At 66.6% G+C, this 22,275-nt stretch carries 26 protein-coding genes; 12 read left to right on the forward strand and 14 right to left on the reverse strand.

Annotation, left to right across the window (positions count from 1 at the left end):
* Window positions 1-26: 26 nt before the first annotated feature.
* Window positions 27-695, forward strand: a complete 669-nt coding sequence (locus GON09_RS13550) for a DUF3239 domain-containing protein (RefSeq protein ID WP_213932229.1) — start codon at window positions 27-29, stop codon at window positions 693-695.
* Between the two features lie 17 nt (window positions 696-712).
* Window positions 713-1,276 carry a GNAT family N-acetyltransferase gene (locus tag GON09_RS13555; protein WP_213932230.1) on the forward strand — a complete coding sequence of 188 codons (564 nt, stop codon included), beginning with the start codon at window positions 713-715 and terminating at the stop codon, window positions 1,274-1,276.
* Window positions 1,277-1,295: 19 nt separating this feature from the next.
* Here the strand turns inward: GON09_RS13555 and GON09_RS13560 are convergent, their stop codons facing one another.
* The 10 genes from GON09_RS13560 to GON09_RS13605 form a co-directional block, all read right to left on the reverse strand.
* On the reverse strand, window positions 1,296-2,282 hold the full coding sequence (locus GON09_RS13560) for an LLM class F420-dependent oxidoreductase (RefSeq protein ID WP_213932231.1): 987 nt from the start codon (window positions 2,280-2,282) through the stop codon (window positions 1,296-1,298).
* Window positions 2,204-3,559 (reverse strand): MFS transporter, encoded by a 1,356-nt coding sequence (locus GON09_RS13565; protein ID WP_213932232.1) that lies wholly within the window; start codon window positions 3,557-3,559, stop codon window positions 2,204-2,206. Before GON09_RS13565 ends, GON09_RS13560 begins: the two co-directional genes overlap by 79 nt.
* Window positions 3,556-4,908 (reverse strand): LLM class flavin-dependent oxidoreductase, encoded by a 1,353-nt coding sequence (locus GON09_RS13570; protein ID WP_213932233.1) that lies wholly within the window; start codon window positions 4,906-4,908, stop codon window positions 3,556-3,558. The genes GON09_RS13565 and GON09_RS13570 overlap by 4 nt, the downstream gene beginning before the upstream one ends.
* 34 nt (window positions 4,909-4,942) lie before the next feature.
* Window positions 4,943-5,806, reverse strand: a complete 864-nt coding sequence (locus GON09_RS13575) for an ABC transporter permease (protein WP_213932234.1) — start codon at window positions 5,804-5,806, stop codon at window positions 4,943-4,945.
* Window positions 5,793-6,620, reverse strand: coding sequence for an ABC transporter ATP-binding protein (locus GON09_RS13580; protein ID WP_213932235.1), 828 nt, complete (start codon window positions 6,618-6,620; stop codon window positions 5,793-5,795). Before GON09_RS13580 ends, GON09_RS13575 begins: the two co-directional genes overlap by 14 nt.
* Window positions 6,617-7,702: an ABC transporter substrate-binding protein gene (locus GON09_RS13585; RefSeq protein WP_213932236.1), complete on the reverse strand. Its 1,086-nt coding sequence runs from the start codon at window positions 7,700-7,702 to the stop codon at window positions 6,617-6,619. Before GON09_RS13585 ends, GON09_RS13580 begins: the two co-directional genes overlap by 4 nt.
* A gap of 351 nt (window positions 7,703-8,053) precedes the next feature.
* Window positions 8,054-9,334, reverse strand: a complete 1,281-nt coding sequence (locus GON09_RS13590) for an MFS transporter (protein ID WP_213932237.1) — start codon at window positions 9,332-9,334, stop codon at window positions 8,054-8,056.
* Window positions 9,335-9,410: 76 nt separating this feature from the next.
* Window positions 9,411-9,584 carry a hypothetical protein gene (locus GON09_RS13595; protein ID WP_213932238.1) on the reverse strand — a complete coding sequence of 58 codons (174 nt, stop codon included), beginning with the start codon at window positions 9,582-9,584 and terminating at the stop codon, window positions 9,411-9,413.
* Window positions 9,585-9,629: 45 nt separating this feature from the next.
* Window positions 9,630-9,821, reverse strand: a complete 192-nt coding sequence (locus GON09_RS13600; protein ID WP_213932239.1) for a hypothetical protein — start codon at window positions 9,819-9,821, stop codon at window positions 9,630-9,632.
* A gap of 31 nt (window positions 9,822-9,852) precedes the next feature.
* The gene (locus GON09_RS13605; RefSeq protein WP_213932240.1) at window positions 9,853-11,232 is read right to left on the reverse strand and encodes an MBL fold metallo-hydrolase; all 1,380 of its coding nucleotides are present in this window, start codon (window positions 11,230-11,232) and stop codon (window positions 9,853-9,855) included.
* Between the two features lie 237 nt (window positions 11,233-11,469).
* Between GON09_RS13605 and GON09_RS13610 the strand changes: the two genes are divergently transcribed.
* The 6 genes from GON09_RS13610 (at window position 11,470) to GON09_RS13635 (ending at window position 15,032) form a co-directional block, all read left to right on the forward strand.
* On the forward strand, window positions 11,470-12,069 hold the full coding sequence (locus GON09_RS13610; RefSeq protein WP_213932241.1) for a rhodanese-like domain-containing protein: 600 nt from the start codon (window positions 11,470-11,472) through the stop codon (window positions 12,067-12,069).
* Window positions 12,070-12,071: 2 nt separating this feature from the next.
* Window positions 12,072-12,950 carry a sulfite exporter TauE/SafE family protein gene (locus tag GON09_RS13615; RefSeq protein ID WP_213932242.1) on the forward strand — a complete coding sequence of 293 codons (879 nt, stop codon included), beginning with the start codon at window positions 12,072-12,074 and terminating at the stop codon, window positions 12,948-12,950.
* Window positions 12,951-13,008: 58 nt separating this feature from the next.
* Window positions 13,009-13,323, forward strand: a complete 315-nt coding sequence (locus GON09_RS13620) for a rhodanese-like domain-containing protein (RefSeq protein ID WP_085470894.1) — start codon at window positions 13,009-13,011, stop codon at window positions 13,321-13,323.
* A gap of 85 nt (window positions 13,324-13,408) precedes the next feature.
* The gene (locus GON09_RS13625) at window positions 13,409-14,182 is read left to right on the forward strand and encodes a sulfite exporter TauE/SafE family protein (protein ID WP_213932243.1); all 774 of its coding nucleotides are present in this window, start codon (window positions 13,409-13,411) and stop codon (window positions 14,180-14,182) included.
* Between the two features lie 134 nt (window positions 14,183-14,316).
* Window positions 14,317-14,586 carry a metal-sensitive transcriptional regulator gene (locus GON09_RS13630; protein WP_039586002.1) on the forward strand — a complete coding sequence of 90 codons (270 nt, stop codon included), beginning with the start codon at window positions 14,317-14,319 and terminating at the stop codon, window positions 14,584-14,586.
* 32 nt (window positions 14,587-14,618) lie between these two features.
* Entirely contained in the window at window positions 14,619-15,032 is a 414-nt protein-coding gene (locus GON09_RS13635) for a DUF302 domain-containing protein (RefSeq protein ID WP_213932244.1), read from the forward strand.
* A 55-nt stretch (window positions 15,033-15,087) separates the two neighbouring features.
* Here the strand turns inward: GON09_RS13635 and GON09_RS13640 are convergent, their stop codons facing one another.
* Window positions 15,088-16,314 carry an oxygenase MpaB family protein gene (locus tag GON09_RS13640; RefSeq protein WP_213932245.1) on the reverse strand — a complete coding sequence of 409 codons (1,227 nt, stop codon included), beginning with the start codon at window positions 16,312-16,314 and terminating at the stop codon, window positions 15,088-15,090.
* Between the two features lie 289 nt (window positions 16,315-16,603).
* On the opposite strand from GON09_RS13640, the gene GON09_RS13645 reads away from it, so the two are divergent.
* Window positions 16,604-17,206 (forward strand): TetR/AcrR family transcriptional regulator, encoded by a 603-nt coding sequence (locus GON09_RS13645; RefSeq protein WP_213932246.1) that lies wholly within the window; start codon window positions 16,604-16,606, stop codon window positions 17,204-17,206.
* On the opposite strand, the gene GON09_RS13650 is transcribed toward GON09_RS13645, so the two are convergent.
* Together GON09_RS13650 and GON09_RS13655 are read right to left on the reverse strand one after the other, a co-directional pair.
* The gene (locus tag GON09_RS13650) at window positions 17,188-17,682 is read right to left on the reverse strand and encodes an NUDIX domain-containing protein (protein ID WP_213932247.1); all 495 of its coding nucleotides are present in this window, start codon (window positions 17,680-17,682) and stop codon (window positions 17,188-17,190) included. The two genes, GON09_RS13645 and GON09_RS13650, sit on opposite strands and share 19 nt — an antisense overlap.
* Window positions 17,682-18,323, reverse strand: coding sequence for a GyrI-like domain-containing protein (locus GON09_RS13655; RefSeq protein WP_213932248.1), 642 nt, complete (start codon window positions 18,321-18,323; stop codon window positions 17,682-17,684). Before GON09_RS13655 ends, GON09_RS13650 begins: the two co-directional genes overlap by 1 nt.
* A 105-nt stretch (window positions 18,324-18,428) precedes the next feature.
* On the opposite strand from GON09_RS13655, the gene GON09_RS13660 reads away from it, so the two are divergent.
* Window positions 18,429-19,355 carry a sigma-70 family RNA polymerase sigma factor gene (locus tag GON09_RS13660; RefSeq protein ID WP_213932249.1) on the forward strand — a complete coding sequence of 309 codons (927 nt, stop codon included), beginning with the start codon at window positions 18,429-18,431 and terminating at the stop codon, window positions 19,353-19,355.
* 3 nt (window positions 19,356-19,358) lie between these two features.
* On the opposite strand, the gene GON09_RS13665 is transcribed toward GON09_RS13660, so the two are convergent.
* The gene (locus tag GON09_RS13665) at window positions 19,359-19,955 is read right to left on the reverse strand and encodes a carboxymuconolactone decarboxylase family protein (protein WP_213932250.1); all 597 of its coding nucleotides are present in this window, start codon (window positions 19,953-19,955) and stop codon (window positions 19,359-19,361) included.
* Between the two features lie 114 nt (window positions 19,956-20,069).
* Here GON09_RS13665 and GON09_RS13670 point away from each other — a divergent pair, with 114 nt between their 5' ends.
* Entirely contained in the window at window positions 20,070-21,263 is a 1,194-nt protein-coding gene (locus tag GON09_RS13670) for a pyridoxal phosphate-dependent aminotransferase (RefSeq protein ID WP_213932251.1), read from the forward strand.
* A complete protein-coding gene (locus GON09_RS13675) occupies window positions 21,264-22,268 on the forward strand; it encodes an AraC family transcriptional regulator (protein WP_213932252.1) in 1,005 nt (334 codons plus the stop codon).
* Window positions 22,269-22,275 lie beyond the last annotated feature (7 nt).

Genomic DNA, 22,275 nt, shown 5'->3' on the forward strand with positions numbered 1-22,275 from the left:
CGCAGGAGGTCCCATAAGCTGGTGGCGTGCGCCGCTTCGACTTCCCCGTGGACCTGCCCCATGCCAAGGCCGTGAACCAGACCCTCGCGGACGTCCGTCGTCTGCGGTGGTCGGCGATATTCGTCGGCGTGGTGTGCATCGCGGGTGCGGTGGGTCTGCTCCTGCTCGGCGCGGCCTGGGCGTACATCGTCGCCGCCGTGCTGGCGGTCGCGGCCGCGACGTCGGCGTGGGTGGCGCTGTGGGCGCCGCGCAAAGTGGGGACCATCGAGCAGCTCTACCGCGACAGCCCGCTCGTTCCGGCCGTCGTCGCCGCCAAGCGTGCTCGCGGATTGACGCTGCTCTCGCTGGTCGACATCGCCAAGCCCGAGACGTCGGGCCGGCACTTCGCCCTCGTCACCCGCAATGTGGAGGCGGTACCGGGCCATCGGATCGCGATCGGTGAGCGGGTGCCGTGCGCCGCCGTCCTCTCCGACCGTACGACCCGCAACGACTCGGGTATGTGGCAGATGGTCGGCCCGATGCCGATCGCCTGGGGTACGCGTGATCAGAAGGTCATCGCCGATGCGGTCGCGCAGATTCCCGAGGTGGAGTGGCGTGTGCTGAAGGACAAGCTGAAGATGGTGGATCAGGTCGACGCCACCGACGAGCGTCGCCTCGAATTGTCGAGCAAGGAACTGCCGGCCGAGCTGCGGTGACACAGAACTGCGGTGACATGGAACGACGTACGCTGACCGATGGCGCGGTGGTGCTCTCACCACCGGAGTCTGCCGATGTCGACGCCATCACCGACGCGTGCCGGGATCCTCTGATCGCCCGGTGGACCACTGTCCCCTCCCCTTACGCCCGTACCGACGCACTGTATTTCGTCCAGGACGTCGTTCCGGCCAAGTGGGAGAGCGGCTGCCCGGATTGGGCCGTGCGCACCTCCGAGGACGGAGTGCTGTGCGGCATGGTCGGATTCGTGCCGCGCGAGGGTTCGGATCCGGAGATCGGGTACTGGATCGCCCCGACGACGCGACGCCACGGACTCGCGACCGCCGCGGTGCGATTGGCATGTGATTTCGCATTCGCCCCGGACGGCATGAACGTCCGGCGGGTCGCCTGGCGTGCCTTCGTCGGCAACCGTGCCTCCGCCGCTGTCGCACGGCGGGTCGGATTCCGGTACGAGGGCATCGTCCGCAACGGTCTGCTCCAGCGCGGCGTGCCGCGGGACGTGTGGGTCGCCGGACTGTCTGCCGACGACCCACACGGACCTACGGACGACTGGCCGCTCTAGTCCTCGGGCGCTGTAGACCTCATGCGAGGCGCGGAAGCACTTCCTTCTCGAGCAGTTCCAGCCCCGAAGTGTCGTACGCGGCCTCGGGAACATAGAAGATCGCGTACTCGAGGCCCTGATTCTTCAGCGCAGTGAGGTTCTCCACGATCTGCTCCGGGGTGCCGACGGCCGGCATTCCCCGGAACGCATCGAGTGCCCCGTCGGCCTTCTCCGCACCGACGATCGGTTCGAGACGTGCACGCAACGCCTCGAGTCGGTCCTGTACCTCGGCCTCGGTGCGGCCGATCGCCACGTTGTAATTCGCGGACCGCACGATGGCATCGAAGTCGGTACCGACCTCGGCGCAGTGCTCTCGCAAGATGTCCGACTTGCGCGCGAACCCTTCGGGTGTGCCGTCGAAGTTGGTGTACTGCGCGTACTTCGCAGCGATCTTCAAGGTCACCTTCTCGCCGCCGCCTGCGATCCACAGCGGAATACCGCCCTCTTGCAGGGGAAGCGGACGGACGATGGCACCGTCGACGGTGTAGTGCCTTCCGGAGAAGGTCGCGGAACCGGTGGTCCAGGCCTGCCGGAAGATCTGCACGCCCTCGTCGAGGCGGCGCAGTCGCTCACCCGCCGACGGAAAACCGTAACCATATGCGCGCCATTCATGTTCGTACCATCCGCCACCGATCCCCATCTCGATGCGTCCGCCGGAGATGATGTCGGTGGTGGCCGCGACCTTCGCGAGGTAGGCCGGGTTGCGGTAGGCCATGGCGGTGCACATCTGGCCGATGCGCACGCGCTCGGTGACGGCTGCGAAGGCCGACACGAGGGTCCATGCCTCGTGGGTGGCTTCGTCGGTGGGCTGAGGGACGGTGTGGAAGTGGTCGTACACCCAGATCGACTCCCACGGGCCGTCGTCGGCGCGGACCGCGAGGTCGCGCATCACCTGCCACTGGTCGGCGGGATCGATGCCGACGAGGTCCAGTCGCCAGCCCTGGGGGACGAACAATCCGAAGCGCATGCGGGTCCTAAGGTCGAAGTGACGGTGTTCGGTGCCGGTTCGGCCGGCGCCGCCGGTGGTGCCGGTTCGGCCGGCGCCACCGGTTCCAGTGTGCGACGCGGCCACGGCGAGTATCGCGGAACGAAGCGGAACATGCAGGCCGCGCCGAGCAGAGCGAGGCCACCCACGGTCAGCGCCCCGGCGGCGAGAGACACCGTGGCGACGGCGCCGACGGCGAACGGACCGGCGAACATCCCGGTGTCGTGGGTGAGCCGCCAAGCGGCCAGGAACTCCGCCCGTGTCGCGGGTGGGGCCGTGTCGGCGCCGAGCGTCATGATCACGCCGTTGCCCAGACCGTTCCCGATGCCGAGCACCACGGCGACCGCCGCGAGCGAGGCCAGGTCGTCGGCGACCGGCAGGATCAGGAATGCCGTGCCGATCACCAGCAGCGACGGCACCGCTACCGCCCGGCGCCCGAACCGGTCCATCAGTTGCCCGGCCGGATACGAGCAGAGCATGTCGACGGCACCGCCGATCCCGAAGACGATCGAGACGGTGGCCGCATCGAGTCCGATATGGCTCGCCCACAGCGGAAGTACCGCTTCGCGCGACGCCCGGGCCGCACCCATCAGCAACGACCCGGCGCCGAGTGTGCCGAGCAGCCGACGGTGCCGCCGCAGGATCGTGCCGAGCGACACGTGAGCGCCGGGCCCGGCGGTCCCGGAACCCGCACGGCGCCCGGTATCCGGTGCCCGGGCCATCAGTACGCCCGACAGCACGACCCCCACGACCTGCACCGCGAGTCCTCCCCGGACTCCCACGAAGTGGATGACGCCGGCACCGAGGAACGGGCCGAGAAAGAAGCCGAGCCGCCACATCGTGGCGAAGGCCGCCATGGCCCGCGCTCGTCTCTCGATCGGCACGGCCTCGGCGAGATAGCTCTGCCTCGCCAGACCCCACACCGCGTTCGCGAACCCGGTGAGCAGCGCACCCACAGCGAGAACCGCCGCTGTCCAGGCCGTGACCGAGACGAGGACACCGACGGTTCCCAGGGCGGTACCTGCGATGATCGCGCGACGCTCCCCCAGCCTCGCGACGATGCTTCCCGCCGGCAGGTCGCCGATGACGGCGCCGAGCGCGACGAGCGCGACGATCACCCCTGCCACCGGCACCGACGCACCGAGTTCGCGTGCCAGCAGCGCCAGGACGGGGGCGCCCGCACCCTGACCGATCCCGAAGATCGCGGACGGCACGAAGACCGTCGTAATCAGTGGTTTCGGATCGAACCCCGCCCTCATGCAGTGTCGACGAGGCGCTCGGCTGTCGCGGCGAACCTGCTCGCCGGACGTTCGAGACCGTAATGACCGCGCAGCGTGTCGGCGGTGTACTCGGTGCGGAACAGTCCTCGCTGCTGCAGGATCGGCACCACCTGCGTGGTGAAGTCCTCGAGCCCACCGGGCAGATAGGGCGGCATGACGTTGAAGCCGTCGGCGGCCTCGCTGCCGAACCAGAGCTGGATCTCGTCGGCGATCTGCTCGGGCGTACCCGCGACCGTGCGGTGGCCGCGTCCGCCGCCGAGCTTGCCGATCAGCTGCCGGACGGTGAGGTTCTCCTTCTCGGCAAGATTCTTCACGAGCTGGTAGCGGCTCTTGTTGCCCTCGATACGATCGATCGGCGGTAGCGGAGGCAGAGGTGCGTCGAGCGAGTGTTCGGTGAGGTCGACGCCGAGCATCGTCGACAGCTGCCGCAGCGAGTAGGCGGGCGAGATGAGATCGGTGAACTCCTGCTCGAGCGCGCGGGCCTCGTCCTCGGTGGCGCCGATGAACGGCACGATTCCGGGCAGGATCTTCAGTGCCCTCGGGTCGCGGCCGGCCTCGACCACCCGGCTCTTCAGATCCCGGTAGAACGCCCGGCCCTCCTCCAGGGTCCGTTGCGCGGTGAAGACGGCCTCAGCGTACCGCGCGGCGAAATCTTTTCCGCTCTCGGATGATCCGGCTTGCACCAGGACGGGTCGACCCTGCCGCGAACGAGGCGAATTGAGTGGGCCACGCACATCGAACCGCTCGCCGTGGTGGTCGACGGCGTGGACTTTCGAGGGATCGGCGAAACGACCGGAGTCGACGTCGAGTTCGATTGCGTCGTCCTCCCAGCTGTCCCACAGCGCCACGGTGACATCGACGAACTCGGCGGCACGTTCGTAGCGACCCGCGTGGTCGGGGGTGTCGTCGTAGCCGAAGTTCCGCGCCTCGTCGGCCCCACCGGACGTGACGATGTTCCAGCCGGCGCGTCCCTTGCTGATGTGGTCGAGGGAGGCGAACTTCCGCGCAAGGTTGTAGGGATCGTTGTAGCCGGTCGAGGCGGTCGCGATGAGTCCGACATGCTCCGTCACCACCGCCATCGCCGACAGGAGCGTGATCGGTTCGAAGATCGCCTGCGTGTTGTGCTCCACCCGCGGCCCCACCGCGAGTCCGTCGGCGAAGAACACCGAATCGAGCCTGCCGCGTTCGGCGATCCGCGCGAGTTCCTGGAAGTGCGCGATGTCGAGTATGCGTCGCGCCTCGGTACGCGGATGGCGCCACGCTGCTTCGTGGTGCCCCACCCCCATCAGGAAGGCGTTGAGATGCAGATGATCTGAGGAATCGGACATGAACGACCTCACTGTGCAGAACGAGATGTGGAAGCTACTGGTCGGCGCGCCAGCGCGACAGGCGGCGTTCGATCGAGACGAGGATGCCGTTGAAGACGAGCCCGACGAGAGAGATCGCAATGATGCCCGCGTACATGTCGGGGATCCGGAAGTTCAACTGCGACGCGGTGATCAGGTAACCGAGACCGGCCTTCGCCCCGACCATCTCGGCCGCGATGAGCACCAGGATCGAGGACGCCGCCGCCATCCGGATACCGGTGAAGATCGTCGGCACGGCTGCGGGCAGGACGACCTTCTGGAACAGACGGTGCGCCGGAAGACCGAGCGAGCGCGCGGACTTCACCAGCAACGGATCCACCGTACGCACCCCGGAGATGGTGTTGAGGAGGATCGGGAAGGTGCACGCGTAGATCACCAGCGCGACCTTCGAGGTCTCCCCGATACCGAGGATCAGGATGAACACCGGGAGCAGCGCGAGCGCGGCCGTGTTGCGGAAGACCTCCAGGATCGGGTTCAGCAGGTCGGCGACGGGCTTGTACCACCCGATCGCCACACCGAGCGGCACAGCCACGGCGACCGCGACGAAGAATCCGACGAGCGCACGGGAGAGACTCGCAGCGAGGTGGTCGACGAGGTGGCCGTTGCCGAGCAGGTCGAGGAAGGCACCGACCACGGTGGTGAACGGCGGCAGGAACACCTGGTCGACGAGCCCGACCCGGGGAGCGATCTCCCACAAGGCCAGGAAGGCGACGATCGCCACAGCGGGTTTGACGAAACGCCACACCAGGGCCACGGTGCGTCGCCCGGCACTGTGCACCGGGGATCCGGCCGGGGCGACGGCAGGTGCGGCGTGGTCGTCGAACTCGGGCTTCGTCAGAACCGCACTAGTGCTGGACATGCTGGGCCTCTTCCGTTGCTGTGGCGAGTTCGAGGTCGTGCGCGCGAGCCACCTCCGAGTGCAGCAACGACCAGATGTCGTGCCGCAGCGTCCGGAATGCCTCGCTCGAGCGGACGTCGTCGACGTTCCGGTCGATGTCGACGTCGACGATCGTCTTGATCCGCCCCGGTCGGGACGTGAGGATCGCGACACGCTGCCCGAGATAGACGGCTTCGTCGATGCCGTGGGTGATGAACAAGATGGTCTTGCCGGTCTCGTGCCGGATGCGGAGCAGTTCGTCCTGGAGGGATTCGCGCGTCTGGGCGTCGAGTGCCGCGAACGGCTCGTCCATGAGCAGGACTTCGGGGTCGAAGGCGAGACTGCGCGCGATGGCGACGCGTTGCTTCATGCCTCCCGACAATTCGTGTGGGTAGCGGTCGCCGAATCCGTGCAGTCCCACGAGATCGAGGTAGTGCCCGGCGAGCTCGCGCCGCTCCCGCTTGGGCAGCCCTTTGGCCTCCAGACCGAACTCGATGTTGTGACGGGCCGTGCGCCACGGGAGCAGTGCGTACTGCTGGAAGACGATTCCGCGATCCAGGCCGGGACCGGTGACGGGCCGGCCGTCGAGCAGGATCCGACCCGAGGTCGGTGTGCTGAGGCCACCGAGAAGGTCGAGCAGGGTGGACTTTCCGCAACCGCTCGGGCCGACCAGTACGAGGAACTCCCCGTCGGCGAGGTCGATGCTGATGTCGTCGAGCGCGGTGAAGGTGTCGTTCGTGCCGCGTATCGGGAACTGCTTGGTGACGTGGTCGATCCGGAGTTTGGGCTGGCTCACTTCGCCTCCTCGAGAGTTTCACCGTTCGGACCGCTGGTGGGTTCGTAGGTGCCGTTGGCGTAGGGATTGAATTCGTTCGTGTAGACGTCGTCGAGCTCGATCTGTCCTTCGTCGAGTTCGCCGTTGCGCGTGAGCCAATCGATCCAGGTCCGGATCTCCTGGTCGGCGATCACTCCGCCGGGTCCGGCCACGCCGGGGCTGCGCCAGTACTCGATGAGGCTCGTCGACTCGTTGCGTCCGCGACCGTCGATGATCTCCTCGAACTTCGCGATCACCTCGTCGCGCGGCGTCACCTGGGTCCAGCGGATGGCGCGAGCCGTGCCCTGCACGAGGTCCGCGACGGCGTCGCGGTTCCGCTCGATGAAGTCGTCACGGAACACGAGTGTTCCGTAGGAGAACGATCCGAAGAGGGATTCGTCGGTGAACAGCGGCCGGATGCCGCCTCGTTCCACTGCGGTCTCGCGGAACACGCTGCCGAGCGTTCCGACGTCGATCTGTCCCTCGCGCAGAGCCTGTTCCGTGTTGACGGGCGGCACCACGATCAGCTCGACCTGCGCGATCTCCTCCGCGTTCAGGCCCTGCTGGGCGAGCCACTCCCGGACGAGGAATTCGTGGTGGGCGCCGAGGGTGTTCATGCCGACCTTCTTGCCGATCAGATCACGCGCGGTGCGGATCGGGCTGTCCTGGAGGACGAAGTAGCCGTGGAAGGTCTGCTTGTCGGACCCGTAGTAGGCGAGCACGGAGGTCAACGGCGAGTTGCCGGCCTGCGCCTTGATCACAGCGCCGTTGAACGCGCCACCGAAGTCGATCTGGTTCGTGGCGGTGTTCTGGAGCGACTGCGGACCGTTGCCGTTGTCACCGATCCACTCCAGCTCGACGTTCTCGAAATATCCGAATGCTTCGGCGAGTTCGGGGAATCCGACCTGTCCGGCCGAACCTTCGTAACGGAGAACGGTCCTGCCGTCCGCAGTGGTGGTGGCCTCGGAGCCCGAGCACGCGGTGGCGACCGAGATGAGGGTGAGAAAGGCTGCGGCGGCAGCGACGACACGCAGAATACTTCTGCGCAGGGTGGGTGCGGGCATCAGGATTCGAGTCCTCGTGTCGGCCCGTGGGGCGGGCGCGGTGATGTGGTGGCCGGGCATTCCGGCACAGGGAACTACGCACCGACGGTGCGATGATGGGCACGACTGTCGCTCAGCGACAACACAACCGGCACTCGGACACGGTCCATCCCCCTTCGATGTTCTGCGACCGTGACAGCATCCCCGCCCGGCAGGCGTGGTCACAACGATTCTGCGCAGAGTGATCCGAAGTGAGCGAATCCTCGTCCACGCACGACGAAGGCCGGCACATCGACTGTGCCGGCCTTCGTCGTAGGGGACACGATCCGCGCGAACGCCCCACCGCCTCGGATCGGTTCCCTCTTCCGCCCCCTACCGATCGGCCGGGAGCAGGTGGTGGGTTTCGTACATGCGCACCGCCACGATCAGCGCGGAGGTTGCGCTGACGACCGCAGCGACTCCGACAGCAGCGTGCAGACCCATCAGGTCGGCGACGATCCCGCCGAGGACTGCCCCGACCGCGTAGCCCAGATCGCGCCAGACGCGATAGACGCCGACGGCCCGGCCTCGCCAGACCGGATGGGCGACGTCGCCGATCACTGCCAGCAGGGTGGGATAGACCATCGCGGTACCCGCGCCCAGCAGTACGGTGCCGGTCGCCCAGCCCGCGAACGCATCACTCAGCGCGATGACTGCCAGGGCGGCCGCCTGCGTGGCCATTCCTGCGGTGATCAGGTGCTTACGGCCGATCCGGTCCGAAAGGGCTCCGGTGACCAATTGTCCCGCTCCCCACACACCCGGATAGAGGGCGAACAGCAGGCCGATCTGAGCAACCGTGAGATCCGCGGTGGCGAACAGCAGAGGGAACAACCCCCACGAGAGACCGAAGTTGAGGTTGTTGACCAGTCCCGCCTGGCTCGCCGACGAGAGAGCGGGCTCCCGCAGACTGGTCTGGACCACGACCTCCCGGTCGGTCAGGTCGGCGTGAAGGTGATCGTGGATCCCGTCGGCGCGGGCCACGTGTTGCCCGGCGTCGAGCAGCGCGTGATCTCGGGTTTCCTTCACGAAGAAAACCGACAACACCAACGCCAGGGCGGTGTACGCCAGCCCCAGCAGGAAAGGTGCCGGGCGCAGACCGAAATGTTCGGCCAGATAGCCCGCGAACAGCGATGTCACGGCGACAGCGCCGTAACCGGCAGCTTCGTTGAGTCCCATGGCCAGACCGCGCCGGGCCGGACCGACGAGATCGATCTTCATCACCACGGTCGTCGACCAGGTGAGTCCCTGGTTGATACCCAACAGCACGTTCGCGGCTACCACCCACCACCAGTCGGTGGCGAGAATCAGCATGAGGGGTACCGGCAGGGCGAACAACCACCCCACCAGCAGCACCGGTTTGCGCCCGTAGCGGTCGGAGAAGGTCCCGGCGAAGTAGTTTGCGGCAGCCTTGGTGATCCCGAAGGCTGCCACGTAGGTGAAGATGAATGTGTAACCGCTCAGCCCGAATTCGTTCTCGGCAAGCAGCGGGAGAACGGTCTGTTGCTGACCGACCATGCCTCCCACCAGGGCGTTGACCGCCACCAGCAAGGTGAACTGGGCGGCGTTGGCCCGCAGACCCAGCACCGGAGGCCGGGGCGTGGCCCTGGGGCTCACACTCCGACCTCCGGGTCGGGGCCGACCACTACGGCCGGTTCCGGTTCGAACACCGTCTCCATGGTTGCGACCGAGGTCAGCGACGGAAGAGCGACCGCACGCTTCGGCGCTCGGCGCGGGCCGGGACGGTGTCCTGACCGCAGGTGCAGCGGTCGGCGGCGGGCACGGAACGCATGACGGCGTCGACATGCTGTCCGCATCCGCCCCATCCGGTCTTTCCGCACTTGGGGCAGGCGACGGGGTAACACATGAGAGTCCTCCTCGATGAGAGTTCGCTACGGGCCCAGCGAAGGGGTCAGGAGCGGGAGGCTGCGCGTGGTTCGGCAACCTGGTTGTGAATCTCGGCCATGTCGAGCGCCTCGATCCGGGTGATCAGGTCCTCGAGAGCCGGTGCCGGCAACGCGCCGGGCTGTGAGTAAACGAGCACGATGTCGTTGCCGACGATGGTGGATTCGAAGTCCGCCATCGTGAGGTTCTTCGTCGCCATCGGTTCCGTTCCATTCGCGAGGCCGGAATGATCAAGCAGAGACGTGGGATTCGGCCCAGGCGTTGTAGCCGCCGAGCAGATCCGTGACGTTCTCGAAGCCCTGGGCCCGCAGCAGCGACGCCGCCACGCTCGAACGCCATCCGCCGGCACAGTGCACTACGATCGGCTTGCCGGAGGGAACCTGGTCCAGACGGGTACGCAACTGCGCCAACGGGATCGGAACCGCGCCCGGGATGGTCCCGAACTCGCGCTCGCCGGGGTTGCGGATGTCGACGAGGGTGACCGCGTCGGCGGCGAGCAAGCGGTCGAGCTCTTCGACGGTCGTCCGCGGCGCGGCCTCGATCAGGTCGGCCAGCTCCGCAGGGAATGTTCCGTCCCGGTCGACGTTCAGATAACCTGCCGCACCGTCGGATCCGATTCGCGCGAGGCGCACCGCAGCGTCCTGCTCCTCACCTGGATAGGTGATCAGCACGATCTTCTCGCCGACCTCGGCGACCATGCCGCCGGTCTCTGCGAAGCGCCCGTCGAACCCGACATTGACCGAACCGCGCAGGTGTCCGGCGGCGAAGTCGTCGACACTTCGCGCATCGAGAACACGCGTACCGGCAACGAGCTCTGCCTTCACCTGTTCCGGAATCAGCTCGGGAATCGTGCGGTCCTGCAACAGAAGCGGGTGGATCCGCTTGTTCATCGCGGCGTCGACCGAGAAGTACGACGGGGCGGCCGGCTGCCCGTCGGTGACCAGGGCGACGAAATCGTCCTCGCTCATCGGCTGCACCGACGGATTGGTCACGCGCTGCTCTCCGATGGTCGAGGTCAGCTCGGTCGACAGGTTCTTGCCGCACGACGAACCGGCGCCGTGAGCAGGCATGACCACGACCTGGTCGGGCAAGGTCAGCAGCTTCTCGTGCACGGTGTGATACATCGCCCGCGCCAGATCGCTGGTGGAGCCGTCGCCGAGGTTGACCAGGTCGGGGCGGCCGACATCGCCGATGAACAGCGAGTCGCCGGTGAGCACCGCCGACGGGACGGCATCGGGGCGTTCGCGCACCAGCACCGAGATCGACTCCCAGGTGTGACCCGGGGTGGAGAGGATTTCGAGTTCGACCTCACCGAGGGACAGCTTCTCGCCGTCGCGCAGTCGGCGGATCGGGTAGTCGGTCTCGGCGGCTTCACCGAATCCGATCCACGCACCCGTTGCGTCGACCAATTCGAGGTGACCCGAGACGAAGTCTGCGTGGAAGTGGGTGTTGATCACCCCTTCGATGGTCAGTCCGTACTTCTGCGCGTCGGAGAGGTATTCGGTGATGTCGCGGCGGGGGTCGACCACGACCGCCCTGCCCGTGCTCTCGTCACCGATGAGGTAGGACGCGTGGGAGAGGCACTCGATGTAGTACTGCTCGAGAATCATGGATTCCTCCATTGCTGGATCCGGGTGATGTTCCGGTGATGTAGACATCGTGGCATATACCCCCTAGGGTATGTCAAGTACCCCCTGGGGTATCCCGAATTCGAGCCCGGACGCACCCGAGTGCACATCGCAACATTCCTTGCTTATACCCCTGGGGGTATGTATACGATGGTCGAGCAATACCCCCGGGGGCATCCTACGAGCCTCCGCTTCCGATCCCCGACCGAAGGACCACCCATGACCGAGTCCCCCGCTGTCACCGTCGACCCGGCTTCCCTGCACGAGTCGATCGATTCCGGCAAGAACGTACGGATCATCGACGTCCGGACGCCAGGCGAGTTCGAGTCCGTGCACATCCCCGGCGCCTACAACGTCCCCCTGGACCTGCTGCGTGAGCACCGCGACGAGTTCTGCGCCCATTTCGACGAGAACGTCGTGCTGGTGTGCCGCTCCGGACAGCGTGCCGGTCAAGCCGAAGAGACCCTGCGCGGGGCAGGATTGTTCAACCTCCACATCCTCGAGGGCGGCATGCTCGGCTGGGAATCGGCCGGCCTGCCCGTCAACCGCGGCACCGAACGCTGGGATCTCGAACGCCAGGTCCGACTCGTCGCCGGTTCGCTCGTGCTGAGCTCGGTTCTCGGCAGCATCGCCGTGCCGAAGCTCAAGTGGCTCGCCGCCGGAATCGGCGGTGGGCTGACCTTCGCCGCACTGTCGAACACCTGCGCGATGGGCATGCTGCTGTCCAAGCTGCCCTACAACCGCGGCGCCTCGTGCGACGCCCAGAGCATCGTCGCGCAGCTGGTCCAGTCGAATACCGAACGCGCCGAGAGGAACTGATCATGATCGCGTTGACCGTAGCTCTGGCAGTCCTCGTCGGCGTCACCCTCGGACTGCTCGGTGGCGGAGGCTCGATTCTCACCGTCCCGCTACTCGCTTACGTCGCAGGTATGGACGCCAAGGAAGCGATTGCCACTTCGCTGCTGGTCGTGGGTGTCACGAGCGCGGTCGGCGCGATCTCCCACGCACGCGCCGGCCGCGTGCAGTGGCGCACCGGGATCTTATTCGGCCTGGCAGGCATGGTCGGCGCCTACGGCGGTGGTCTGCTCTCACGCTTCATCCCCGGCACCGTCCTGCTGCTCGGCTTCGCCGTGATGATGATCGCAACAGCGATCGCCATGCTCCGCGGCCGTAAGAACAAGGCCGCCGGCGACGAGGGCGACCATGCGATGCCCGTCGGCAAGATCCTGCTCGACGGTGTGGTCGTCGGTCTGGTCACCGGCCTCGTCGGCGCCGGAGGCGGCTTCCTCGTCGTGCCCGCCCTGGCGCTGCTCGGCGGCCTGCCCATGCCGGTCGCCGTCGGCACCTCACTGATCGTGATCGCTATGAAGTCCTTCGCCGGACTCGGCGGCTACCTGTCCACAGTGCAGATCGACTGGCGTCTGGCGGCGATGGTCACCGGTGCCGCCGTCGTGGGCAGCCTCATCGGCGGCCGCCTCACCTCGCTCGTCGATCCCGACACCCTGCGTAAGAGCTTCGGCTGGTTCGTCCTGATCATGTCCTCCGTCATCCTCGCCCAGGAGATCCACCCCGGCGTCGGAATCGCGGCAGCCGGACTCACCCTGGTCGCCGCCGGCGCCACCTACGCCTGCAGCCGCAGGGAGCATTGCCCCTTGCAGCGTCTCGGAGGGCGCCCTCGTGCCTCCGTGGCGGCCGGCTGAGCAGAAAGACACGGAAGTGCTCACCCATTTTCGGCAGACCCGAACAGAGGAGTTCACCATGCACGAAGTCGACACTGCCGCTCTGATCCAGGCGTGGGAGTCCGGAGCTCCGGTGCTCGATGTCCGCGAGGACTACGAGTACATCCAGGGTCACGTTCCCGGCGCCCAGTTGATCCCCCTCCCCGAACTGTCCGCCCGTGTGGGCGAGGTGTCGCCGGGAGAGACCGTCTACGTCATCTGTGCATCCGGAAACCGGAGCAAGCGCGGAGCCGAGATCCTCGAGTCAGCCGGACGGCGCGCGGTGTCCGTCGCCGGCGGAACGAGCGCGTGGGTGACTGCGGGTCGAGAGGTCCGGCGCGGACCCACCGCCTGAGAACGGATCCGATATCGAGTTCGGCGTCGGATCGACCGGGCCCGCCGGGGTACTGCTGACAGAGAATTCGACGGAAGGGATCGAGATGACGTTGGTGCTCGCGCTCGGCTTCGGTGCCGTCATCGGCGTGCTGCTCGGCCTGCTCGGTGGAGGCGGATCGATCCTTGCGGTTCCGGCGCTGGTCTTCGGCCTGGGGCTGAGCATGGCGCAGGCCGTCCCGATTTCACTGATCGTGGTCAGCGTGGCGTCGGCTGTCGGGGCGCTACCGAGAGTGCGTGCCCACCAGGTCGAGTGGCGTCTGGCAGGCACCTTTGCCGCCACTGGCATTCCGGCCACCTTCGCGGGCAGTGCCGTGGGAAGGTTGCTTCCGGAACGCGCTCTGCTGATCGGCTTCGCGGTGGTGATGGTCGTGGCGGGGGCGCGGATGCTCGCCGATCGCGGCGATACGGGAACGGCGTGCTCGACCGGAAGTTCCGGAATCAACTGGCGCCGTTGTGCTCCTCGGTCGATCTCGGCCGGCCTCGCGGTCGGCTTCCTCACCGGCCTGTTCGGAGTCGGCGGCGGATTTCTGATCATCCCGGCGCTCGTCCTCATGCTCGGCATCGAGATGCCTGTCGCCGTGGGGACTTCGCTGGTGATCATCGTCGCCAACTCCGCCGCGGGTCTGATCTCGCATCTGAGCGGCACGAGCATCGACTGGGCGATCACCGCCGCCTTCGCGGGCACGGCGATCGTCGGGTCGCTCGTCGCGGGGCAGTTCGGCACCCGCGTCGACACCGACCGGCTTCAACGCTGGTTCGCCTATCTGGTGTTCGCCGTGGCCGCCTACGTGCTCGTCGATGCGATCTTCCTGCGGTGATCGACCCCGCATCCACCGTTTCACCCGCAGCGGGCAAGATCTACGCCCTCGTCGCCGCATCGAATTGCGACTCACACCCCGATCTGATACCCCCGGGGGTACACTGGTCCACAGAACTAGGAAAGGACGCCTCCATGGTCGGCGACGAAGACAGCATCGCATTGGTACTCAACCGGCTGCGCCGCGCGCAGGGTCAGCTCGGCGGAGTGATCGCGATGATCGAACAGGGCCGGGACTGCAAGGACGTCGTCACCCAGCTTGCAGCCGTGTCGCGCGCACTGGACCGCGCCGGTTTCAAGATCGTGGCAACCGGCCTGAAGGAATGCATGAACGGCAATGCCGAGGACGGCAAGGAACCGATGACCGAGGTCGAACTCGAGAAGCTTTTCCTCGCTCTGGCCTGACACCTCACCTTCCGAGAGAAAGCAGGACACCCATGACACTCGCACTCTCGACCACCCTGCGCACCTCGTTCCCCGACGCGGTCGAACGCACCCGCAAGGCGCTGTCCGAGCAGGGATTCGGCGTGCTCACCGAGATCGACATGAAAGCCACCCTGAAGGCGAAGCTCGGCGAGGACATGGAGGACTACGTGATCCTCGGTGCGTGCAATCCGCCGCTCGCCCACCGTGCGGTGACGGTCGACCGGCAGATCGGGCTCCTGCTCCCCTGCAACGTCGTGGTCCGCACCGACCCCGACGACCCCGAGACAGTGGTGGTCGATGCGATGAACCCGCAGATGATGGTGCAGGTCGCCGATCAGCCGGGACTCGCGGAGGTCGCCGACGACGCCACCACCGCACTGCAGGCCGCCATCGATTCGCTGAAAGCGGATGCGGCGAAGAACTGAAGGCGACACCACGAAGGCCGGCACAGCAACTGTGCCGGCCCTCGTCCGGAACGGGTCAGGGATAGTTGGGGTTGTTGAATTCGGGGATCTCGATGCTGATCGGGCGCAGTTCCGCCATGTACAGCAGAACGAACTGGCGCAGCAGTTCGTCGAACGTCCAGTAGGCATCCGGCGCCAGCGGGAGGGGCAGCAGCCCTTCGCGTACCGCGATGAACGGACCCCACGCGACGTCGAGCAGTGTGCCCCAGACGGGTTCGCGTGGAATGTTGAGCCAGTCGGCGATCTCGTTGCCGAGAGCGAACCGCGTGAGCGCACCGAGGATCGGGCGGGTCAGCAGCGTGAAGTCGAGACCCTTGCCGAGATCGAGCAGCATGTCGGCGAGTTTCACACCCTCCGGCGTGGGCGCCAGGATCGGATCGAGCGATTCCCGCGCTTGGGATTCTGCGTCGTCCCAGGTGGCCGGGATGTACTGGTCCTCGATGCCGAGCATGTGCGCGCTGACCTGCCACGAGTGCAGGAATCCGTCGGCCTCCGCAGCCGGGATCGGAACCTTCCACTCCTTCAACGTGCGCATCACGCTGGTGGGCAGGCTGTGCCAGGTGACCATCATGTCGTGCTGGCTGATCGGCACATCCTCGGGCGCCATGTTGGCCCAGTGCGACGACTGCGGGAGCAGGTGGCGCACAGCGGCATGGACGAGCCTTGTCTTGACTGACGTGACGATCATCTCGCCGTCGCCCAGATACGCGTTGCGAGAACCGATGTCGTAACCCAGTTTGGCTGTTTTCGAGATGCGGCCCTTCATGTTGGCGCCGCCCTTGGAATAGTAGACGGCGAGCGCTTCCTTCGGGATGACCGTGCTCATCATGCCGCTCACGAATCCGTACAGGACACCGAGATACAGCCCACGCTTCTCGTTGAACCGAACGGCCGTCTCGAGCTTCGCCGGGTCGGCCCAGGACGGAAGCTGCCGGGCGTGCTCCATGAAGTCGCGCAGGTCGTTCGGAAGTCCTTCGGGCAACGGCTGGGAGTTCTTCTTCCAGGTACGCAGCAGTTCGTTGACCTTCGGCACGTCGCCCCGATCGAGTAGCGAGGCGACGAGCGGGTCGGCTTCGTTGTCCCACACCTGCCGTGGATCCGCGCCACTTCCCGCGCCCGGTATCGATCCCGCCGGCGACCACCTCCACGGTCGCGCCTGGGCCGGTGTCGCCACCGCGAACGCCCCCAGTGCGCCAAGGAGGCCACCGGTTTTCAGAACGTCGCGCCTGTTCGGATTATCCATACTGTCGCTCCCCTACGACTCGTGGATGTAGCAATGAAACATTCGGAGTTTCTCTGTAACATGGAACCACACTGTGGCTCGGGTCACAATGAATCGTGAAATGTCACTGCTCGGGATGGTCGGCGACAGGACCGGAACGGTAAACTCTGCACTTCGAGGAGGACATGTGGATTCTGCGTCGCCGATTTCCCGAGCGGTCTCACCCGCCTCCGCACCGCCCCCTGCCGAATCGGCGTCGTTGCTGGAACGTGCTTTTCAGGACGCACTTCTCCTTCCGGACGAATCCGTCATGGGAACCGAGATCGACGAGACCCGCGTGCGCCTGCTCGATGCCGCCTACGAACAGTTCTGCCGCACCGGCATCCAACGTTCCTCGATGGAGGAGATCGCGCGCCGCGCGAAGTTGTCGCGAATAACCTTGTACCGCAAGTTCGAATCGAAGGACGCTCTCGTGGACGAGGTCATCCTGCGCGAGTTCCGCCGCTACTTCCTGCGTTTCCTCGAGGACATCGCCCAGGCCGGCACCGTGGCGGACCGAGTGGTCCTCGGATTCGTCAGCGCGCTGCGCGTCATCCGCACGAACAGGCTGATCGGGAATCTACTCGAGACCGAACCGGTGCTGTTCGCAGGTGCGATCGGTGGCGACGACGGAACGATGCTCGCCGCCGTCCGCCGTTTCGTCGCGGGGCAGTTGCAGCGTGAACAACGCGCCGGAACGGTCGCCGCCGATCTGAACACCGATCTCGTGGCCGAGATGCTCGTCCGCATCTCGGCCTCGTTCCTCACCACCCCGAGCCAGGTCGTCGACATCGACGACGACGAGGCGCTCGCCTCGATCGCCCGGCAGTTCCTCGTTCCGATGGTGCTGCCGGACTACGGTTCGACGCGGTAGTACCGGCCTTCTTCGTCCAATCGCGTACGCAGCGCTTCCAGCACCGGCCGCTGCCCCTTGTGCAGTTTCGTCTCGGCGTCCGCCGCGACGATCCAGCGCGCATCGTCGACCTCCGGGATCGTGATCCGCTTACCGGACTTCGGCGGCCATTCGACCTCGCACGTGTTGCTTTCGACGAATTCCAGCTCGTCCGTCGTCTCCCCCGCGTAGATGCTGACGATCTTGCCGGACGACTGCCGGTAGCGACCGAGCAACGACAGCGGCACGTCCGGTGGTTCGATCCCGCACTCCTCGGTGAACTCGCGCAGGGCGACCTCCCGGGGGTCCTCCTCCGGGCCGTACTCCCCCTTCGGCACCGACCAGGCCGCTTCGTCCTTCCCCTTCCAGAACGGGCCGCCGGGGTGGACGAGCCACACGCTGAGCAGACCGGTGTCGTCGACGCGGTAGAACATCAGACCTGCGCTGGTGACGGCCATCATCGCTCCTGTATGCCTGTGACAGGCTGACGCAGAATCGTTTTCAGCTTATCGGGGGCCGTACGGCGAGGGTCGGACAGGTAGATCTCGTGGTGATCACCGGCGAACGTCACCCCTCGTTCGGGCATCACCTGCGTGTGCAGGCGCTGCAGGACGGGGCCTTCGTCGTCGTACGGTCCGATGTGCAGGATCTGCAGCGCCCTGCCCTCCGTCAGCCGGAACGGCCGCACTCGCGGCAGGGACGGGAGCGGCTTCTTCTTCACCCGGGCCTTGTCGCCCGCCGCTGTGATCGCGTCGTCCACCATGTCGTCGGTGATCCACGGCGGCTGCGCGATCATCATGCGCCACGACCAGAGGTCTTTGTTCCGCGTGAGAAAGGTGCGCATGTCCTCGCTCCACCACAGTCCTTCGAGGGGCCCGACGACGAAATCACGGCCGAGTTCCTTCTTGGAGGTGAACTTGACGGTGTACGCCACCGAGTAGAGAGCTTCCACGGCGTCGGCGTACTCCTCGGAACTGTTCGGATCGCCTGTCCCGTCCACGGCCAGATAACCGAACTCGGGAACGTGCACCTCCGTGAAATCCTCGGACGAGCAGGTATACAGCTCGCGGTGCTGCCGTCTGATGTCGTATTTGTCCACGGCACCCCCTTCCGTTCGAGGACGAGGATAGGCGTCCGGCGACATCCGTACGCTCGATCAGCCGTTGCCTTCGCCCTGCAGTCGATTGCGTCTAGCATCGTCCCCATGCTCGACGAGAACGCCCAGAAGGCGTTCGAGGAGAACCGCACCCACCTGCTCTCGGTGGCGTACCGCCTCACCGGCAGCATCGCCGACGCCGAGGACGCCGTGCAGGACGCATGGCTGCGCCTCGCAGGTGCAGACGTCACCGAGGTACGCGACCTGCGTGCGTGGCTGACGACGGTCGTGGGGCGGTTGTGCCTCGACAGACTTCGCTCGGCCGCGGTGCGCCGCGAGACCTATGTGGGCCAGTGGCTGCCCGAGCCGATCGTGGCGCCCCTCGGCTCCTCCGCTCCCGCGGATCCGCTCGACGAGATCGTGCGCGACGAGGACAACCGCCTGGCCGCGCTCGTCGTGCTCGACAACCTGACCCCGGCGCAGCGCGTGGCGTTCGTCCTCCACGACGCGTACGACATCCCGTTCGACGACATCGCTCGCATCCTCGGCGTCGCCACCCCGACCGCCCGCCAGCTGGCCTCCCGCGCCCGCCGGACGGTCTCGTCCGTTCCACTGCCGAGTTCGCCGGCCGAACACGAGGAGGCCGTCGGGCGGCTCGTCGCGGCCTTCGCCGGCGCCGACCTCGATGCCGTCGTCGCCGCGCTGCATCCCGATGCCCGCATGATCGGGGACGCCGGGGGCACGACCCGCACGGCACTGAACGTCGTGGTCGGCGCCGAGAAGGTGGCGCGCTTCATGCTGGGCTTGCTGAGGCTCTACGGCTCCGAGGCGCTGACGGCGTTCGAGCCTGTCCTGGTGAACGGCGAACTCGGCCTGGTGAACCGCGGCCGCCCGGCCGCCGATGGACGGCCGGGCTTCCCTCCGCGCGTGACGGCGTGGACCGTGCGGGACGGACGGATCTGGGCTGCCTACGACATGGCGAATCCCGAGAAGCTCAGGCGCGGAGTCCTCCTGGACGTCAGCATTTTCGACTAGTCGTCAGACGCTTCCGGCCTCACCGGTTCGCGGTTCGGCCCACGGCACCCGGCAGGCGTCTGTGCTGAAGCCCTGATCGTGGATGCCCAGAGCCGAGTTCATGCGCGCACGCATGTTCTCGAGCGCAATCTGATAGGTGAGTTCGACGACGCCCGCCGGCCCGAAACGGCGCTCGAGGTCGGCTACCTGTTCGTCGGTGACCTCCGTCGCCACGGCGCCGGTCATCGCATCCGCGTAGGCGATCGCCGCCTTCTCGTCGTCGCTGTAGAGATCGGAGGTCCGGTACTCGGCGATGTGGGCGAGCCGTTCGGTGTCGAGCCCGTCCAGCCGTTGCAGCATCGTCCCGAAGTCGATGCACCACGAGCACCCGACGGTCCACGCCACGCGATAGACCGCGATCTCCCGGACTGCGGCGGGCAGAACGGTGGAGGCGCGTTGGGCGAGCATCTCGTGGACTCCGCTCGTACGCATCAGCCTCGGATGGTGCGCCGTCACCGCGAAGGGTTCGGGTACCGAACCGAACCTGCGGCGGGCAAGCGCATACATCGCACGGGTCGTCAGGCCCGCACGGTCGGGAGAGACGGCTTCGAGTCGTGCCATGACAGTGTCCTTCCGGTACGGCCGACGGAGCCTTCCATCGGATCCGAGGTGGTCTACATCATGGAGACGAGGCAGGCCGCACGGATGTGACACCGCGGGCGCTACGCTGCAGGAATGGCTGATTCGACGACTTCGGGACGGGTTCGTACGGTCTCCCGGTTACGACCGTTCGCCTCGACGATCTTCGCCGAGATGACCGAACTCGCCGTCCGGCACGGCGCGATCAACCTCGGGCAGGGCTTTCCCGACGTCGACGGTCCGCCCGCCATGCTCGAGGTCGCCCGTCGCGCTATCGCCGAAGGCGTCAACCAGTACCCGCCGGGGTCCGGCATGCCCGTGCTGCGCGAGGCCGTCGCTGCCGATCGCGCCGCGCGGTACGGCCTCCACCACGACCCCGAGTCCGAGGTGCTCGTCACCGTCGGCGCCACCGAAGCGATCAGCGCCGCTATCCTCGGACTCGTCGAGCCCGGCGAGGAGGTTCTGCTCACGGAGCCGTACTACGACTCGTATGCCGCCTCGGTGGCTCTCGCCGGGGCGACGCGGCGCACCGTGCCGCTGACCCGATCCGGAAACGGTTTCGTGCTCGATGTCGACGCTCTGCGCGACGCCGTCACCGACCGGACCCGGATGCTGGTCGTCAACAGCCCGCACAACCCCACCGGCACCGTCTACGACCGCGAAGCGCTGACCGCTCTCGCCGAGTTGGCCTGCGAGCGCGATCTGCTGGTGCTGTCGGACGAGGTGTACGAACATCTCGTCTTCGACGGTCGCGCGCACATCCCACTCGCGTCGTTGCCCGGCATGGCCGAACGGACGGTCACGGTCTCGAGTGCCGCCAAGACGTTCAACGTCACCGGCTGGAAGATCGGGTGGGCGCTCGGACCGCGCGAACTGATCGACGGGGTACGCGCCGCGAAGCAGTTCATGACGTTCGTCGGGGGTGCACCCTTCCAACCCGCGGTGGCGCACGCGCTGACGCACGAACAGGAATGGATCGCGTCGATGCGCGACGATCTCGAGCGCAAACGAACCTTCTTGTCGCGTGCTCTCTCCGGTGCCGGGCTGAATGTGTTCGATTCCGCCGGAACGTATTTCGTGTGCGCCGATCTGACACCGATCGGCAGGTCGGATGCGGTCGCCTTCTGCCGGGAACTTCCCGGGCGGATCGGGGTGGCCGCCGTGCCGGTGAGCGTCTTCGTGGACGACACCGCCTCATGGAATCATTTGGTGCGCTTCGCGTTCTGCAAGCGGGACGAAGTGCTCACCGAAGCGGTGGCACGTCTGAACGGATTGCAGGAGGCGCGCTAGATGTTGCGACCGACCATTCCGTCCGACTTCGTCTCGCGAGCGGTACGGGTGGGAGCCGAGGAAGGTATCGATCTGCAGCCCGCCCTCGATGCGGCGCGCATCAGCCGCGCCGTGCTCACCCATCCCCATGCGCGCCTCACACCGGCGCAGGTCAGTCGCTTCACCCAGGTGGTCTGGCAGATCACCGACGACGAACTCTTCGGCATCGCAGCGGCACCCGTGCCTCGCGGCACCTTCCGGGTGATGTGCCTGACCCTGATCCACCGGCCCGATCTCGACCACGCCCTGCGGCGGATGATCGAGGTCAACCACGTCATCCGTTCCCTGCCGCAGCTGAGCCTCACTCCGGGTGGGTCCACCACCTTCCTGGAGGTGGAACTGCCGGAGGTCGTGGACGACAAGACCCGTGTGGTGGTCGATTTCCTTCTCATGCTGTTGCACCGTTTCGCGGCGTGGCTGGTGGGAGGCCGCGTCCCACTCGAATCGGTGTTCCTGCCGTACACCGAACCCGATCCCGTCCTGGCCCGCAGTTACGATGCGATCTTCGGCGTGCCGGTGACCTTCGGCGCAGGACGCGCCGCGCTCGAGATCGACAACGCCGCACTGAAATCCCCACTCGTGCAGACAGAGGAATCACTCGAGGAGTACCTGCGGGACTCTCCGAATCTCATTCTGTCCGAACGTGATTACGAATCGACGGTCTCGGCCCAGGTGCGGCGGATCTTCGAATCGGGCATCGAGGGACGGACGGCGACCGCCGAGGACATCGCCGGCAGGCTCGCGGTGAGCCCTCCTCATCTGCGACGCCTGCTCCGCCAGGAGGGCACGTCGCTGGGACAGTTGCGCGAGGAGGTTCTCCGTGACCTCGCGATCGCCGGTCTGAGACGCGGCGAGGCGGTCGACGACCTGTCGTCCCGGCTCGGCTTCTCCGAGCCGAGCGCCTTTCGCCGGGCATTCAAGAGATGGACGGGAAACACTCCTCGCGCATACCGCGAACACCGCTGACGATTGC

The organism is Rhodococcus sp. B50, from assembly GCF_013602415.1.
Classification (GTDB): Bacteria; Actinomycetota; Actinomycetes; order Mycobacteriales; family Mycobacteriaceae; genus Rhodococcus.